We start from the raw sequence: 15797 nt of genomic DNA, 5'->3' as shown, positions 1-15797 counted from the left end.
CCCGGAGGCCATCGGGCAGGGCCGTTCGGTACTGTCGGCGGCGATGCACAGGACCCTGATCGTGACCAACGACTTCCCGCCCAGGCCGGGCGGCATCCAGACGTTCCTGCACAACATGGCGCGGCGTCTGGACCCGGACAGGACCGTCGTCTACGCCTCCACCTGGAAGCGCGGCCGTGAGGGCGCCGAGGCCACCGCGGCCTTCGACCGCGAGCAGCCCTTCACGGTGGTGCGCGACCCCACCACGATGCTGCTGCCCACGCCCCGGGTGACCCGGCGCGCCGCGGGGCTGCTGCGGGAGCACGGCTGCACATCGGTCTGGTTCGGCGCCGCCGCGCCGCTCGGCCTGATGGCGCCCGCGCTGCGGCGCGCCGGCGCCACCCGCCTGGTGGCCACCACGCACGGCCACGAGGCCGGCTGGGCGCTGCTGCCAGGGGCTAGGCGCCTGCTGCGCCGGATCGGCGAGAGCACCGACACGGTGACCTACCTGGGCGAGTACACGCGCACCCGGATCGCCGCCGCGCTGACGCCCGAGGCCGCCGCGCGGATGACGCATCTGCCGCCCGGCGTCGACGAGAAGGCGTTCCACCCGGACTCCGGCGGCGAGGCGGTCCGCGCCCGGCTCGGGCTCACCGGACGGCCGGTGGTGGTCTGCGTGTCCCGGCTGGTGCCGCGCAAGGGCCAGGACACGCTCGTGCGGTCCCTGCCGCGGATCCTTGCCCGGCAGCCCCGCACCGTCCTGCTGCTGGTGGGCGGCGGCCCCTACGAGAAGCGGCTGAGGGCCCTGGCCGAGGAGACCGGCGTGGCCGATTCCGTGCGGTTCACCGGCGCGGTGCCCTGGGAGGAGCTGCCGGCCCACTTCGGCGCGGGCGACGTGTTCGCCATGCCCTGCCGCACCCGGCGCGGCGGGCTCGACGTGGAGGGCCTCGGCATCGTCTACCTGGAGGCGTCCGCGACGGGGCTGCCGGTGGTGGCCGGCGACTCGGGGGGCGCGCCGGACGCCGTGCTCGACGGCGAGAGCGGGTACGTGGTGCGCGGCGCGGGCACCGGGGCCGCCGCGGGAACCGCGGAGCGCGTCCTCGCCCTGCTGGACGACGCCGGTCTGCGGCGCAGGATGGGCGAGCGGGGGCGCGCCTGGGTGGAGGAGCAGTGGCGGTGGGACCTGCTGGCGGGACGCCTGAGAGCACTGCTGTGAGGAGCTGAAGGAGACCGAGGGGGACCCGGGGAGGCCGAGGCAGACCGGGGCCGGCCGAAGTGCGAGGGGCCGGGCCCGCCGGGCGGCTCCGGGCCCGGGGCGCCCACACGGGCCGACGGACGGCACGGGCGCCGCTGGCCTGCCGGGGTCCGGCACGGCCGGTCCTGCCCGGTCCCGGCCGGTGGTCCTGCCCGGTAGCGTCCGGTGGCCCGCCGCCGACGGTGATCCGTCGCCACCGGCGATCCGTGCCTGCCGCGCTCCGTGCCCGCCGTGCTCCGCGGGCGTCCCGCAGGTGCCCGTAAGCGGGGCCTCAGCCGCGGTACAGCGCCTCGATCTCGTCCGCGAAGTCCTTGGCGACGACGTTCCGCTTGAGCTTCAGCGACGGCGTCAGATGACCGGACTCCTCGGTGAACTGGGACGGCAGCACCCGGAACTTGCGCACCGACTCGGCACGGGACACCGCGGCGTTGCCGTCGTTCACGGCCTGCTGGACGGTGGCGAGCAGCTCGGGGTCGTCGCGCAGCGCCGCGGCCGGCGTGCCGGCGGGCTTGCCGTGCTCCTTCAGCCAGCGCTCCAGGAACTCCTCGTCCAGCGTGATCAGCGCACCGACGAACGGCCGCCCGTCGCCGACCACCATGCACTCGGCGACCAGCGCGTGCGCGCGGATGCGGTCCTCGATCACGGCGGGCGCGACGTTCTTGCCCGCGGCCGTGACGATCAGCTCCTTCTTGCGGCCGGTGATCCGCAGATAGCCGTCCTCGTCGAGGGTGCCGATGTCGCCGGTGTGGAACCAGCCGTCGGCCAGCGCGTCGGCCGTCGCGGCCTCGTTGTTCCAGTACTCCTTGAACAGGTGCTCGCCGTGCAGCAGCACCTCGCCGTCGTCGGCGATCCTGACCACCGAGCCGGGCAGCGGCTGGCCGACCGTGCCGATCTTCTGCCGGTCCCACGGGTTGAAGGCGGTCGCGGCGCAGGACTCGGTCAGGCCGTAGCCCTCCAGGACCGTGAAGCCGATGCCGCGGAAGAAGTGGCCCAGGCGCTCGCCCAGCGGCGCACCGCCCGAGATCGCGTACTCGCCGCGGCCGCCGAGCACCGCCCGCAGCTTGCTGTAGACGAGCTTGTCGAACGTCTTGTGCTTCAGTCTGAGGCCGAGGGAGGGGCCGGCGGCGGAGTCCAGGGCCCGGCTGTAGGAGATGGCCGTCTCCGCGGCCTTGTCGAAGATCTTGCCCTTGCCCTCGGACTGCGCCTTGGCGCGGGCCGAGTTGTAGACCTTCTCGAAGACCCGGGGCACGCCCAGGATCAGCGTGGGTCTGAAGGCGGCGAGCTCGTCGGTGAGCTGCTTGACGTCCGGCACGCAGCCCAGCTTGATCGGCGCCATCATCGGCGCCACCTGCACCAGGCGCCCGAAGACGTGCGCGAGCGGCAGGAACAGCAGCACCGAGCACTCGCCGGTGCGGAACAGCGGGCGCAGCCGTTCCACGATGTTGCCGCACTCCGCGAAGAAGCTGCGGTGGGTGAGCACGCAGCCCTTCGGCCTGCCAGTGGTCCCCGAGGTGTACACGATGGTGGCAGGGTCGTCCGCCTTCGCCACCGAGCAGCGCTCCTCGACGACCTCGTCGCCGAGGCCGGCACCCGCCTCGCGCAGTTGCTCGACCGCCCCCGGCCGACCGCCCGCCGGCTCGATCTGCCAGACGGCCGCAAGCCCGGGCAGCCCCTCGCGCACCGACTCCACCGCGGCGGCGTGCGCACCGGTCTCGACCAGGCAGGCCACCGCGCCGGAGTCGCCGAGGATCCACTGCACCTGTTCGGGCGAGCTGGTCTCGTACACGGGCACCGTGATCCCGCCCGCGCTCCAGATGGCGAAGTCGAGCAGCGTCCACTCGTAGCGGGTGCGGGACATCAGGGCGACCCGGTCGCCGGGACGCACACCGGAGGCGATCAGGCCCTTGGCGGTGGAGCGCACCTCGGCCAGGAAGGCCCCGGCGGTGACGTCCTGCCAGACGCCGTCCACTTTCCTCGCGATGACTGCGACGTCCGGATGCTGAGCGGCGTTTCTGCGGACGATGTCGGTCAGATTGCCGTCCGTGGGGACCTCGTACAGGGCCGGAAGGCTGAACTCGCGCAAGACTGCTGCTCCTCATAGGGCGCCGGCGCCACAGGGGGGTTGGTGCGATGCGACGGTGCGGTCCAAGGCTCGGGCAGATGAGCTACGGGCGTCAATGGCTGAAAACCGCCGAACCGCTGAGCACCCACGGCACACTGAACTGCCCGGACGTTACCCATGGGTACCACTTGCGCGGTAGGGGGCCCGCTCAGATGTTTGCCGCGTCACACGCCATGACGGTGCTTCGCGCACACTAGTCCACTCCCTTCCCGAGTAGGAAGTTGCCGCAGGTCCGGCCGCTCTGGCCGTGTTTGTTCCACTGTTTTTCCAGTTTCCCGGGGGGCCTACGCTTGTTCGGTATGGGAGGCATCGGTATGGGAGGCACAGCATTCGGTCAGCGTCCTGTATACGACGCGCGGGGCCGGTCCGGCGCCCACGGCGCGCGCGGGACGCGCATCCACGTGGTGAGCGACGTGCACGGCAACGCCCGCGACCTGGCCCGCGCGGGGGAGGGCGCCGACGCGCTCGTCTGCCTCGGTGACCTGGTCCTCTTCCTGGACTACGCGGATCACTCGCGCGGCATCTTCCCGGACCTGTTCGGTGCCGAGAACGCCCACCGGATCGTCGAGCTGCGCACCGCCCGCCGCTTCGAGGAGGCCCGTGCCTTCGGCGCCGGACTCTGGTCGGCCGTCGGCGCGGACCCCCGTGCGGCCATCGAGAAGGCGGTGCGCAAGCAGTACTCCGAGTTGTTCGCGGCCTTCCCCACTCCTACGTACGCCACCTACGGCAACGTCGACATGCCGGACCTGTGGCCGGAGTACGCCGGGTCCGGCACCAGGGTCCTGGACGGCGAGCGGGTGGAGATCGCCGGCCGGGTCTTCGGCTTCGTCGGTGGTGGCCTGCGCACCGCGATGCGCACTCCGTACGAGATCGGCGACGAGGAGTACGCGGCGAAGATCGAGGCCGTCGGCGAGGTGGACGTGCTGTGCACGCACATCCCGCCGGAGGTCCCCGAGCTGGTCTACGACACCGTGGCCCGCCGCTTCGAGCGCGGCAGCCTCGCGCTGCTGGACGCGATCCGCCGGACCCGTCCGCGGTACGCGCTCTTCGGCCATGTGCACCAGCCGCTGGCGCAGCGGATGCGGATCGGCCGGACGGAGTGCGTGAACGTCGGGCACTTCGCCTCCTCCGGGCGGCCCTTCGCCCTCCAGTGGTGAGGCACAGGGTTGGGTGGTGGGGGAGGCACAGCGTCGGGCGGTGGGAGAGGCGTGTCGCGGGGGGCCGGGGAGAGACGCCGGTCCGGGTGGTGCGCCCGCGCGCGGTAGCCTTCCGCTGCACGGGCCGCCGGGCGCCCTCGAAGTCCGGCACTTTCGCAGCGTTCACACTGTCCGACACCCTTGGCCGGACCCGTATCTGGAGGAGCCACGGCGATGGCGGAACACACCAGTTCGAGCATCACGATCGAGGCGGCACCGGCCGACGTCATGGACGTCATCGCCGACTTCGCCCGCTACCCGGACTGGACGGGCGAGGTGAAGGAGGCCGAGGTGCTGGCCACCGACGGCCAGGGCCGCGCGGAGCAGGTCCGGCTCGTCATGGACGCCGGCGCGATCAAGGACGACCAGACGCTCGCCTACACCTGGCACGGCCCCAACGAGGTCAGTTGGACCCTGGTGAAGTCCCAGATGCTGCGCTCCCTGGACGGCAGCTACTCCCTCGAACCGGCCGGCGGCGACCGCACCCGGGTCACCTACAGCCTCACCGTCGACGTCAAGATCCCCATGCTCGGCATGATCAAGCGCAAGGCGGAGAAGGTCGTCATCGACCGGGCCCTCGCGGGCCTGAAGAAGCGCGTGGAGTCCAGGTAGCCGCGGTGCGCAACCGTCCCGTGCGCCGGTCGTGCGCAGCCGCGCCGCGCCGCCCGCAAGAGCACGTGCGCCCCACCGCGGGCGGGAGCGCCACATGCGCACCGTCCTGCTGACCGGACCCGGCGGAGCCGGTCGCACCACCCTGGCCGCGGCCACCGCCGTGCGGGCCGCCCGCGCCGGCACCGCCACCCTGCTGCTCACCACCGATGCCACCGACAGCGCCGGCGCGGCCCTCGGCACCCCCACCGGCCCCGCGCCGGTGAGCCCCTTCCCCGGTCTCACGGTGCTGCGTCCCGATCCGGCCGCCCGTTTCCGCGCCGACCTGCTCGCCCTCCAGCGGGGTGCCTCCTCCGTCCTCGGCCTGCTCGGTGCGGCGCCGCTGGACGACGACGAGCTGACCCCGCTGCCGGGCAGCCGGGAGCTGGCCCTGCTGCGCGCCCTGCGCACGGCCGCCGAGGGCCCCTACGAGCTCGTGGTGGCCGATCTGCCCGCCGACTGCGAGGCCCTGGCCGCCCTCGCGCTGCCCGAGCAACTGCGCCGCTACCTGCGCCGGCTGCTGCCGCAGGAGCGCAGGGCGGCGCGTGCCCTGCGGCCCGTGCTGGGGCGGCTCGCGGGCGTCCCGGTGCCCACCGACGGGCTCTACGAGGCTGCGGGCCGCTGGGACGTGGAGCTGGCCACCGTGCAGAGCGTGATCGAGGACCCGGGCACCACCGTGCGGCTGGTCGCGGAGCCGGGGGAGGCGGGCGCGGAGGCCGTGCGCACCGCCACCGCCGGCCTCGCCCTGCACGGCCTGCGCGCGGACGCCCTGATCGCCAACCGCGTCCTGCCCGCGTCCGGGCCGGACCCCTGGCTCGGGGGCCTCGCCGCCGCCCAGCGCAAGATCCTCGACGAGTGGGCCGGCGCCCGCGCGGGCGGCCCCGGGCCCGCGGGCGGGTACGGCCCGCTCCACGAGGTCGGACACGCGGGACGGGAGCCGCGCGGCCCCGACGACCTGCTGGCCCTGGCCGTCCCCGCGGTGGCCGCCGCGCCGCCCCACCGGGCCGCAGGGCACCTGTCGTGGCCGCTGACCGACCACCGGGCCGAGGACGGGGTGCTGGTCTGGCGCATTCCGCTGCCCGGCGCCCGTCGCGCGGAGCTCGACCTGGTCAGACGAGGAGACGAACTGGTCCTCACGGTGGGCCCGTTCCGCCGGGTCGTCGGCCTGCCGTCCGCGCTGCGCCGCTGCACGGTGGACGGCGCGGGTCTGCACGACGGCGAGCTGCGCATCCGCTTCAGGCCGGACCCCGGCCTGTGGCCGCGGGGCGGCTGACCCGTTCCCGCACCGCGGCCTGCCGCGTTGCGCACGTCCCGTGAACGGAGCACCCGCGGTCCGGTACCGTCGAAGGTACGAAGCCCAGATCCGTCCGCGGGAGTCAGACCGCCATGAGCGAAGCCGCCGAGCGCCCGGACCTCCCCGAGGACCCGTGGGAGACCCCGGGCCGGCAGGGCCGGCAGCACCAGCAGGAACGGCAGCACCAGGAAGGCCCGCAGCACCGGCGGGACGCGGCCGGCGGCCACGCCGACCCGGACCGGGAGCGCGGCACCGGCCACCGGGAGGAGGGCCGGGCCGGGCACGACCCGGTCGGTCCGCCCGACGCCGGCGCGTGGGCCGCGGCCTGCGCCGAGGACCTCGCCGAGGAGCAGGCGCGCCGCCGCGCCAGGTACGGCCCGCCGCCCGGATCCGCCGCCGAGGAACTGCGCAGGCTGGTCGACGCCGTGGCCGACAAGCTCTCCGGTCTGTCCGGGGCGGCCGCGCCCCTGTTCGGGATGGCCGCGCAGGGCGCCGCGCAGCAGGTGGTGCAGCAGGCCGTCCGGCAGGCCAGGGCCGCGGTGGATCCGGTCATCCAGCGCAATCCGGATGTCTTCGACCATCTCGCCGCCGCCGGTTCCGAACTCCTCGCCGCCTACCGCTCCGCCGTGGCCGCCCAGGAGCAACGCTGGACCCGCGCCCCCGGCTCCCGCCGGGACGGCGGCGGGGACCACGGCGGCACCTCCGCCCACCCGGACCACGGCGGTCACGGAACCGGCCCTGACCGGCGCGACGAGGGCCCGGGACCAGGCGAACACATCGACCTGGACTGACTCCGCTCGGGTACGGTTGGCCGTAGCGGGGCTCGACCGGAACTGAGGGACACATGGGACTCACCATCGGGGTGGACATCGGCGGCACGAAGATCGCGGCCGGAGTGGTCGACGAAGAGGGTTCGATCCTCGAGACGCACACCGTGCCCACCCCGTCGACCGCCGAGGGCATCGTCGACGCGATCTGCGCGGCCGTCACCGGCGCCGGAGAGGGGCACGAGATCGAGGCCGTCGGCATCGGGGCCGCCGGCTACGTGGACGACAAGCGTGCCACCGTGCTCTTCGCGCCCAATGTCCACTGGCGTCACGAGCCGCTGAAGGACAAGGTCGAGCAGCGCGTGGGCATGCCGGTCGTGGTGGAGAACGACGCGAACGCCGCGGCGTGGGGCGAGTACCGCTTCGGCGCGGGCCAGGGCCACGACGACGTCATCTGCATCACGCTCGGCACCGGTCTCGGCGGCGGCATCATCATCGGCAACAAGCTCCGGCGCGGACGCTTCGGCGTGGCCGCCGAGTTCGGCCACATCCGCGTCGTACCGGACGGCCTGCTGTGCGGCTGCGGCAGCCAGGGCTGCTGGGAGCAGTACGCGTCAGGACGGGCTCTGGTGCGGTACGCGAAGCAGCGCGCCAACGCCACCCCGGAGAACGCCGAGACACTGCTCCGCCTCGGCGACGGCACCCCGGACGGCATCGAGGGCCGGCACGTCAGCGAGGCGGCCCGGCACGGCGATCCGGTCGCGGTCGACTCGTTCCGCGAGCTGGCCCGCTGGGCCGGTGCCGGACTCGCCGATCTGGCCTCCCTCTTCGACCCGTCCGCGTTCATCGTCGGCGGTGGCGTCTCGGACGAGGGCGAGCTGGTGCTCGAACCCATCCGCAAGTCCTTCCGGCGCTGGCTGATCGGCGGGCAGTGGCGCCCGCACGCCCAGGTGCTGGCCGCCCAGTTGGGGAACAAGGCCGGCCTGGTCGGTGCGGCCGACCTCGCCAGGCAGGGCTGACACCGCCTCGGCCGGGCCCGTCAGGTGCCCGGCCCCGCCGCCTTTGCCCGCCGCCGTCCGCTGTCGTCCGCCGCCGGCGGGGTGAGGTGCCCGCACCGCTTCCCGTATCTTGATCGCCATGCCCACCAGCACATCCAGCGACACCAGGCCGATGCCCGGCTCCCGTACCGAGGAGGACGGTTCCGCCGTCATCCGGGTGCTCAGTTACAACATCCGGTCGATACGGGACGACACGGACGCCCTCGCGCGGGTGATCCGGGCTTGCGCTCCAGACCTGGTGCTGGTGCAGGAGGCGCCGAGGTTCTTCCGGTGGCGCAAGAAGCTGGCTCGGCTGGCGTCCCGGTCCGGACTCGTGATCCTCTCGGGCGGCGCCCCGGCCGCGGGGCCCGCACTGCTCTGCTCGCTGCGCGCCACCGTGGAGCGCAGCGAGGACGTACTGCTGCCGCGCGCCCCGGGCCTGCACCGGCGCGGCTTCGCCACGGCCGTGGTCCGCTTCGGCCGGGCCCGCCTCGGCGTCCTGAGCTGCCATCTCTCGCTCCAGGACGAGGAGCGCTACGCCCAGGCCGGGATGCTCCTCAACCATCTGCACGGCCTCGACGTGCCCTACGCCGTCGCCGGCGGCGACCTCAACGACCGTCCCGGGGGGCGGACGTTCGGCCGTCTCGCCGGGGCCCTTCGGGACTGCTGGGCCCTTGCGCCCTGGGGCGCGGAGCACACCGCGCCGGCCACGGGGCCGCGACAGCGGATCGACGCGATCTTCGCCACGGAGGGCGTGGAGGTGCTGGCCTGCGGCGTGCCCAGGGACCTGCCGGGCGTGCGCCACCAGGATCTGAGGGCGGCCACGGACCACCTTCCGGTCCTGGCGGCGCTCAGGATCCCGCCGGCGGGCGACTAGCGCCCGTCGCGCCGGGGCCGGCGGCGTTCACCGCTCCACGGGCGCCGCTCCACCCGGTGGCGAAACGGGCCGCCCGGGCACGACGGCTGCGCGCGGTCTCCTTGCGCACGCCCCGCCCCGGCCGCGCCCGCCCCGGCGGACCGTCGGCGACCCGAAGCGCTCGTGGGCGACGGAGGCCGGGCACGGCCGGTGGGCGCCGCGCATACCGCTCGACCACCCTGGCGTCGTCCTGCCGGGTCCGGCCGTGCGGCTGCCGACACCCGGCGCCCGGCTGCGACGCCCTCCGTTCGTCAGGGCGCCGCGAAGGCGCGGGCTGCCGCGAAGGCACGGGCTGCGCCCTTGCTCTGCCGCGGGCCCCGGGCGGGTCCTGCCCTGTGCTCAGACGACCGCGCCGCGGCCCGGATCGTCGTCGTCCTCGTCACCCGGGTTCATCCGCACCACCAGGGTGACGAAGCCGCCGACGAAGCCGCCGATCCCGAGTGTCGCCAGCCACCACGTCATCTGCCAGCCGAACAGCACGCTGAGCAGCAGCAGGAGAGGGCCGCCGAGCACAGCGAGCCAACCGAACCTGGCGGTGGTGTCCGCCGCGGGCAGCGGGGGCGGCTCCGGCGGTATGAAGTGGCCCTCGTCGTCGGCCTCGTCCTCGCCGCCGGACGGCCGCGCCGGGCGGTAGTCGCGCGGGCCCACGCCGGGGGCGAAGGCGACCGAGCCGCCGAGCGGGTGCCCGGGGCGCGGGGGCTTGCCTGGGTCCGTGCCGTCCGCGCCGCCCTCGGCGGCCTCCTCGGCGGCGTCCGCGCCGGGGCGGCGCCCGGTGCCGCCGTCCGCGGTGCCCGGCCCCGGCTCCGGCTCCGGCAGGAGCAGGTCCTCGATGGGCTTGAAGGGCTTGGCGCCCGGCGGGTCGGGCGGCTCCTCCCCGTACCCGGCGACGATGGCGGCCCACGCGGCGTCCTCGTCGAAGCCGGGTGCGCCCGCCTCGGCGGGCTCCTCCGCGCCCGGTTCCCCGCCCGGTCCCGCCACGCCGGCGGGATCCTTCCGGGCGGGTTCCCGCACGGCGCCGAACGGTTCCTGCACGGGACCGAAGGGCTTCTCCACGGGGCCGAAGGGTTCCTGCACGGGGCCGAAGGGCTCCTGAGCGGCCGAGGGCCCGGTTGTGCCCGGCCCGCCGGTCGCCCCGGGCGCGTCCTGGTCCGTCGCGCGCCCCGGTCCGGTCTCGGCCTGGGAGGAGTGCCCGTCCGGCAGTGCCGGTTCCGCGGCCACCGCGTCGGCACCGATCGCGTCCCCGGTGCCGGGTGCTGCCGCGGCGTCCGGGGCGGCGCCCTCGGGGGCCGCGGCCTCCGCGGGGCCGGGCTCGGGGGCGGTGGGCTCGGCGGGTGCGGGCCCCACCGCCGCGGGCTCGGGCACAGCCGGCCCGGCTGCGCCGGGGCCGGGCCGCACGGGGCCCGTGGCGCCCTCCTCGGGCGCCCGGCGCTCCTCGCGGTCGAAGTCGGGGCGAGGTCCGTCCTGCTCAGCCACCGGTGGCCGTCCCTTCCTTGCCGAGACTGGGGGCGAGCCGGCCGATGAACGCGAGGCTGTCCTCGAAGATCCGGTCCGCGTCGTGGTCCAACGTCGCGACGTGGTAGCTCTGTTCCAGCAGGGTCTCGGTGACGTCCGTGGACGAGACCCTGCTGAGCACGCGTGCCGAGTCCGCCGGCGGCACCACGTGGTCCCGGGTGCTGCGCAGCAGCAGCAGCGGCTGCGTGACCTGCGGCAGCTCGCCGTCCACCAGCCGGAAGAACCGGCGCACCGAGTACGCGCTCTGCAGCGGCACCCGGTCGTAGCCGAGCTCGTGGTGGCCCGGTCTGGCGATGTCGTCGGTCAGGCCCCGCGCCGAGCGCACGAAGTGCCGGGCGAGGGGCAGGGCGTACGAGGCGGCGCCGTGCACCCTGACCGCCGGGTTGACCACCACGATCCCCGACACCGCCGCGCCGTGCCGGGCCGCGAGCCGCAGGGCCAGCGCGCCGCCCATGGAGAGCCCGAACACGAAGACCCGCGCGCACCGCTCGCCGAGCGCACGCAACTCGCGGTCCACCTCCGCGTACCAGTCCTGCCAGCCGGTGAGCTGCATGTCCTCCCAGCGGGTGCCGTGCCCGGGCAGCAGCGGCAGCGACACCGTCAGTCCGTGCCCGGCCAGGTACTCGGCCCAGGGGCGCAGCGACTGCGGGGAACCGGTGAAACCGTGGCAGAGGAGCACGCCGACGTCCCCGCCGTCGTGGCGGTACGGCTCGGCTCCGGGGAGTACCGGCACCTTCGGGTCTCCTGTTCGTGTGGGTACGGCCTGCCCGTGCGGGCGGGGACCTGCGGTCGGGCGGGTCCGTGCGGTGGGGCGGCGGGGCACGCGGGCAGCGCCGGGCACCCCGGGCGGTGGACGGCCGGACGCTCGGCGCCCACCGACACGGCGTACTTCACCGTACGCGACCCCACCGACACCGACCAGGGCCGTTCCGGGAGCTGGCGCGGGGTGGACGGGCGCGGTCCGGGTATGGTCGGACCCACAGACACAGGAGGCCCCGGTGATCTACGGCGCAATGAAGTTCTCCCTCGGGGGATCGCTGAAGCTCGCCTTCCGGCCCTGGGTGGAAGGCATCGCCAACATTCCAGCCGAGGGCCCCGCGATCCTGGCCAGCAACCATCTGTCGTTCTCCGACTCCTTCTTCCTGCCCGCCGTGCTCGACCGGAAGGTCACCTTCATCGCCAAGGCCGAGTACTTCACCACACCCGGCATCAAGGGCCGGATGACGGCCGCCTTCTTCAAGGGCGTGGGCCAGCTCCCGGTGGACCGCTCGGGCGTGCGCGGCGCGGGCGAGGCGGCGATCAGAAGCGGTATCGAGGTCCTGGAGCGCGGTGAGCTGTTCGGCATCTACCCGGAGGGCACCCGCTCGCCCGACGGGCGGCTCTACCGCGGCAAGCCGGGCGGCCTCGCGCGCGTGGCGCTCGCCGCGGGCGTGCCCGTCATCCCGGTAGCGATGATCGACACCGAGAAGATCCAGCCGCCCGGCAAGGTCGTCCCCAAGCTGATGCGCCCGGGCATCCGCATTGGCAGGCCGCTGGACTTCAGCCGCTACCAGGGCATGGAGCACGACCGGTTCGTGCTGCGGGCGGTGACCGACGAGGTGATGTACGAGATCATGAAGCTCTCCGGACAGGAGTACGTGGACATCTACGCGACCGCCGCCAAGCGCCGGATCGCCGAGGCCGCCAAGCAGGAGCGGGCGGACAAGGCGGGCAGGACGGGAAGGACCCGCGCCGCGTAGGCGGTTGACCGGGGCGGGGTCCATCGAGGGGCGGGGCATGGCGGGGCGCGAGAAGGTCATCAGGATGTCGGTCGAGCAGCCGCTGTGGCGTGCGCTCGCCGTCTACCGCCCGGTAACCCTGCTCTACGCCATAGGTCTCTTCGCCTTCTCCCACGAGATGTTCGCGCGGCCCGCCGTCGCCATCGCCTACTTCGCGGTGCTGGCCGCCTGGACGGCCGCCACCTGGCGCTGTGTGACCGGCGCGGCGGCCTGTACGCGCCGGTTCCTCGCGGTCGACCTCACCCTCGCGCTGTCCGGCATCCTGCTCACCCCGGTCGCCGCCGAGCACGCCCGGATCGTGGCGGGCGCCCCGACCCTGCCGAGCATCTGGACGGCCGGCTCGGTGCTGGCGTTCGCGCTCAAGGGCGGCTGGCGCTGGGCCGCGGGGGCCGCGGTCCTCGTCGGCGCCGCCGACATCGTGCAGCGCGGCGCCCTCAGCCGCGCCACCCTGCACAACGTCCTGCTGGTGTGGGTCGCGGCGATCGCGATCGGTTACGTCGTCGAGGTGGCCCGGGCCTCGGAACGCACCCTGGCCCGCGCACTGGAGATCGAGGCCGCCACCCGGGAGCGTGAGCGCCTGGCCCGCGACATCCACGACGGCGTCCTGCAGGTCCTTGCGATGGTGCAGCGCCGCAGCCGCGCCCTGGGCGGCGAGGCCGCGGAGCTGGGCCGCCTCGCGGGGGAGCAGGAGGCCGCGCTGCGCGCCCTGGTCACCAGCGGCCTGGTCCGGGTCGCCGGCGCGGCCGGCGGCCCCGCCGCGGCGGTCGCGCACGGCGGTGGGCGGACGGGCACCGGCCGCGCGGGCGGTCGTGGCGCGGCGCGGGGCGGCGGTACGGCGGGCGCCGCGGCAACCGGCGGGCAGGAGACCGGCGCGGACGAGTCAGGAGCCGCCGATGCCGGTCCCGTCGACGGGCCCGTCGACGTGCGGTCCCTGCTCGCCCCGTACGCCGGCTCCCGCGTGACGTTCTCCGAGCCGGGCGCGCCTGTGCCGCTGCCCGCGCCGGCCGCCGGGGAACTGGCGGCCGCGGTCGGCGCGGCGCTGGACAACGTCCGCAGGCACGCCGGGGAGCGGGCGCGCGCCTGGATCCTGGTCGAGGACGAGCCCGACGCGGTGGTCGTCACCGTCCGCGACGACGGGCCCGGCATCCCGGAGGGCAGGCTCGCCGAGGCGGTGGGGGAGGGCAGGCTCGGGGTGGCGCTGTCGATCAGGGGACGGCTGCGGGACATCGGGGGCCGGGCCGAGCTGGTCTCGGTACCGGGCCAGGGCACAGAGGTCGAACTGACGGTTCCGCGGCGGGCGGCCCCGCGGGGGAAGGCGGGATGAGGTGCGCGAGGGGCGCGGGGAGAACGGGCCGCAGGCGAGGGGAGCGGACGGCGCGCCGGAGGCGGCGGCCGCGGCAGCGTCCCCGGCGTCCCTGAAGGTGATGGTGGTCGACGACCACCCCATGTGGCGCGATGCCGTCGCCCGGGACCTGGCCGAGGCCGGATTCGAGGTGGTGGCCGTGGCGGGCGACGGCGAGCAGGCCGTGCGCCGGGCCCGGGCCACCGGCCCCGACGTCCTGGTGCTCGACCTCAACCTCCCCCTCAAGCCCGGTGTGGCGGTGTGCAAGGAGCTCGTCGGTGCGGACCCCGCCCTGCGCGTCCTCGTACTGTCCGCGAGCGGGGAGCACGCCGACGTGCTGGAGGCGGTGAAGTCGGGTGCCACCGGCTATCTGCTCAAGTCGGCCTCCACGCAGGAGCTGATCGACGCGGTGCGCAGGACCGCGGCGGGCGACCCCGTCTTCACGCCCGGCCTCGCGGGTCTGGTGCTCGGGGAGTACCGCAGGCTGGCCGCCGAGCCCGCGCCCGCCGCACCCGACGAGCCGGGGGCGCCCCGGCTGACGGACCGGGAGCGTGAGGTGCTGCGGCTGGTGGCCAAGGGTCTGAGCTACAAGCAGATCGCCGAGCGCCTCGTCATCTCGCACCGCACCGTGCAGAACCACGTCCAGAACACCCTGGGCAAGCTCCAGTTGCACAACCGTGTGGAACTCGTCCGCTATGCCATCGAAAGGGGCCTTGACGAGGCTTGACGGCACAGAGCCACCTTCGGGTGAACATTAAAGATCAACTCCGCGTGAATGCCGCGGAATTGGCCATTCGCCCCATCCCGGAGTGACGTGCATCACTACTAGCGTGTGCGCCATCAGCTCCCCTAGGGCGAAGGGACCATTCCATGCGGGTCGGAGTACTGACCGGAGGCGGCGACTGCCCGGGGCTCAACGCCGTCATCCGGGGCATCGTCCGCAAGGGCGTACAGGAGTACGGATACGACTTCGTCGGGTTCCGCGACGGCTGGCGGGGCCCGCTGGAGGGCGACGCCTTCCAGTTGGACATCCCCCAGGTGCGCGGCATCCTGCCCCGCGGCGGCACCATTCTGGGCTCCTCGCGCACCAACCCCCTGAAGGTCGAGGGCGGCATCCGCCGGATCCGCGAGAACCTCGCCAAGCAGGAGGTCGACGCCCTGATCGCGATCGGCGGCGAGGACACGCTGGGCGTGGCCGGCCGCCTCGCCGACGAGTACGGCATCCACTGCGTCGGCGTACCGAAGACCATCGACAACGACCTGTCCGCCACCGACTACACCTTCGGCTTCGACACCGCGGTCGGCATCGCCACCGAGGCCATCGACCGCCTGCACACCACCGCCGAGTCGCACATGCGCGTCCTCGTCGTCGAGGTGATGGGCCGGCACGCCGGCTGGATCGCCCTGCACTCGGGCCTCGCCGGGGGGGCGAACGTCATCCTCATCCCCGAGCGGCGCTTCGACGTCGAGCAGGTCTGCGCCTGGGTCACCAGCCGCTTCCGCGCCTCGTACGCGCCGATCGTGGTCGTCGCCGAGGGCGCCATGCCCAGGGACGGCGACATGGTGGTCAAGGACGGCTCGCTCGACTCCTTCGGCCACGTCCGGCTCTCCGGCGTCGGCGAGTGGCTGGCCAAGGAGATCGAGCGGCGCACCGGGAACGAGGCACGCACCACGGTGCTCGGCCATGTCCAGCGGGGCGGCACGCCCAGCGCCTTCGACCGCTGGCTGGCCACGCGCTTCGGACTGCACGCCATCGAGGCGGTGCGGGACGGCGACTTCGGCAAGATGGTCGCCCTGCGCGGCACCGACATCGTCCGGGTGCCGATCGTGGAGGCCACCGCCAAGCTCAAGACCGTCGACCCCGCGCTCTACGAGGAGGTAAGCGTGTTCTTCGGCTGACCGGCGCCCGGGACCGGGAACGCGCCCCGGCCCGCCTCGGTGCCACCGCGCG

14 protein-coding genes are annotated in these 15797 nt (G+C 74.5%); 11 read left to right on the top strand and 3 right to left on the bottom strand.

The window, feature by feature from the left end:
• Positions 1–43: 43 nt before the first annotated feature.
• Positions 44–1195: a glycosyltransferase family 4 protein gene (locus IE313_RS07430; protein WP_189930136.1), complete on the top strand. Its 1152-nt coding sequence runs from the start codon at positions 44–46 to the stop codon at positions 1193–1195.
• A gap of 310 nt (positions 1196–1505) precedes the next feature.
• Here IE313_RS07430 and IE313_RS07425 read toward each other — a convergent pair whose 3' ends face one another.
• Positions 1506–3317: an AMP-dependent synthetase/ligase gene (locus IE313_RS07425; protein WP_189930135.1), complete on the bottom strand. Its 1812-nt coding sequence runs from the start codon at positions 3315–3317 to the stop codon at positions 1506–1508.
• A 440-nt stretch (positions 3318–3757) separates the two neighbouring features.
• On the opposite strand from IE313_RS07425, the gene IE313_RS07420 reads away from it, so the two are divergent.
• From IE313_RS07420 to IE313_RS07395, 6 genes are all read left to right on the top strand, one after another.
• A complete protein-coding gene (locus IE313_RS07420) occupies positions 3758–4513 on the top strand; it encodes a metallophosphoesterase family protein (protein WP_229924467.1) in 756 nt (251 codons plus the stop codon).
• Positions 4514–4726: 213 nt separating this feature from the next.
• On the top strand, positions 4727–5164 hold the full coding sequence (locus tag IE313_RS07415) for an SRPBCC family protein (RefSeq protein WP_189930133.1): 438 nt from the start codon (positions 4727–4729) through the stop codon (positions 5162–5164).
• Positions 5165–5258: 94 nt separating this feature from the next.
• Complete coding sequence (locus IE313_RS07410; RefSeq protein WP_189930132.1) at positions 5259–6473, top strand: ArsA family ATPase; 1215 nt, start codon at positions 5259–5261, stop codon at positions 6471–6473.
• A gap of 113 nt (positions 6474–6586) precedes the next feature.
• Positions 6587–7285 carry a DUF5304 domain-containing protein gene (locus tag IE313_RS07405; protein ID WP_189930131.1) on the top strand — a complete coding sequence of 233 codons (699 nt, stop codon included), beginning with the start codon at positions 6587–6589 and terminating at the stop codon, positions 7283–7285.
• A 53-nt stretch (positions 7286–7338) separates the two neighbouring features.
• Positions 7339–8280, top strand: coding sequence for an ROK family glucokinase (locus IE313_RS07400; RefSeq protein ID WP_189930130.1), 942 nt, complete (start codon positions 7339–7341; stop codon positions 8278–8280).
• A gap of 118 nt (positions 8281–8398) precedes the next feature.
• The gene (locus tag IE313_RS07395; protein ID WP_189930129.1) at positions 8399–9175 is read left to right on the top strand and encodes an endonuclease/exonuclease/phosphatase family protein; all 777 of its coding nucleotides are present in this window, start codon (positions 8399–8401) and stop codon (positions 9173–9175) included.
• Between the two features lie 378 nt (positions 9176–9553).
• Here the strand turns inward: IE313_RS07395 and IE313_RS07390 are convergent, their stop codons facing one another.
• Positions 9554–10192, bottom strand: coding sequence for a hypothetical protein (locus tag IE313_RS07390; protein ID WP_189930280.1), 639 nt, complete (start codon positions 10190–10192; stop codon positions 9554–9556).
• A gap of 487 nt (positions 10193–10679) precedes the next feature.
• The gene (locus IE313_RS07385) at positions 10680–11459 is read right to left on the bottom strand and encodes an alpha/beta hydrolase (protein WP_189930128.1); all 780 of its coding nucleotides are present in this window, start codon (positions 11457–11459) and stop codon (positions 10680–10682) included.
• A 265-nt stretch (positions 11460–11724) separates the two neighbouring features.
• On the opposite strand from IE313_RS07385, the gene IE313_RS07380 reads away from it, so the two are divergent.
• From IE313_RS07380 to IE313_RS07365, 4 genes are all read left to right on the top strand, one after another.
• Positions 11725–12465 carry a lysophospholipid acyltransferase family protein gene (locus IE313_RS07380; RefSeq protein ID WP_189930127.1) on the top strand — a complete coding sequence of 247 codons (741 nt, stop codon included), beginning with the start codon at positions 11725–11727 and terminating at the stop codon, positions 12463–12465.
• 37 nt (positions 12466–12502) lie between these two features.
• On the top strand, positions 12503–13828 hold the full coding sequence (gene macS, locus IE313_RS07375; protein ID WP_189930126.1) for a MacS family sensor histidine kinase: 1326 nt from the start codon (positions 12503–12505) through the stop codon (positions 13826–13828).
• Positions 13829–13928: 100 nt separating this feature from the next.
• Positions 13929–14573: a response regulator gene (locus tag IE313_RS07370; protein WP_189930279.1), complete on the top strand. Its 645-nt coding sequence runs from the start codon at positions 13929–13931 to the stop codon at positions 14571–14573.
• Between the two features lie 143 nt (positions 14574–14716).
• Positions 14717–15745, top strand: a complete 1029-nt coding sequence (locus IE313_RS07365) for a 6-phosphofructokinase (protein ID WP_189930125.1) — start codon at positions 14717–14719, stop codon at positions 15743–15745.
• Positions 15746–15797: the final 52 nt, after the last annotated feature.

This window comes from Streptomyces sulfonofaciens (genome assembly GCF_014656295.1).
Taxonomy (GTDB): Bacteria; Actinomycetota; Actinomycetes; order Streptomycetales; family Streptomycetaceae; genus Streptomyces; species Streptomyces sulfonofaciens.
This window is presented reverse-complemented; position numbering and strand designations above follow the sequence as displayed.

Excerpts from the sequence above, each read along its gene's own strand:
- IE313_RS07430 (WP_189930136.1), top strand. The coding sequence starts at position 44 with ATGCACAGGACCCTGATCGTGACCAACGACTTCCCGCCCAGGCCGGGC.
- IE313_RS07415 (WP_189930133.1), top strand. The coding sequence starts at position 4,727 with ATGGCGGAACACACCAGTTCGAGCATCACGATCGAGGCGGCACCGGCC.
- IE313_RS07410 (WP_189930132.1), top strand. The coding sequence starts at position 5,259 with ATGCGCACCGTCCTGCTGACCGGACCCGGCGGAGCCGGTCGCACCACC.
- IE313_RS07405 (WP_189930131.1), top strand. The coding sequence starts at position 6,587 with ATGAGCGAAGCCGCCGAGCGCCCGGACCTCCCCGAGGACCCGTGGGAG.
- IE313_RS07400 (WP_189930130.1), top strand. The coding sequence starts at position 7,339 with ATGGGACTCACCATCGGGGTGGACATCGGCGGCACGAAGATCGCGGCC.
- IE313_RS07395 (WP_189930129.1), top strand. The coding sequence starts at position 8,399 with ATGCCCACCAGCACATCCAGCGACACCAGGCCGATGCCCGGCTCCCGT.
- macS (WP_189930126.1), top strand. The coding sequence starts at position 12,503 with ATGGCGGGGCGCGAGAAGGTCATCAGGATGTCGGTCGAGCAGCCGCTG.
- IE313_RS07370 (WP_189930279.1), top strand. The coding sequence starts at position 13,929 with ATGGTGGTCGACGACCACCCCATGTGGCGCGATGCCGTCGCCCGGGAC.
- IE313_RS07365 (WP_189930125.1), top strand. The coding sequence starts at position 14,717 with ATGCGGGTCGGAGTACTGACCGGAGGCGGCGACTGCCCGGGGCTCAAC.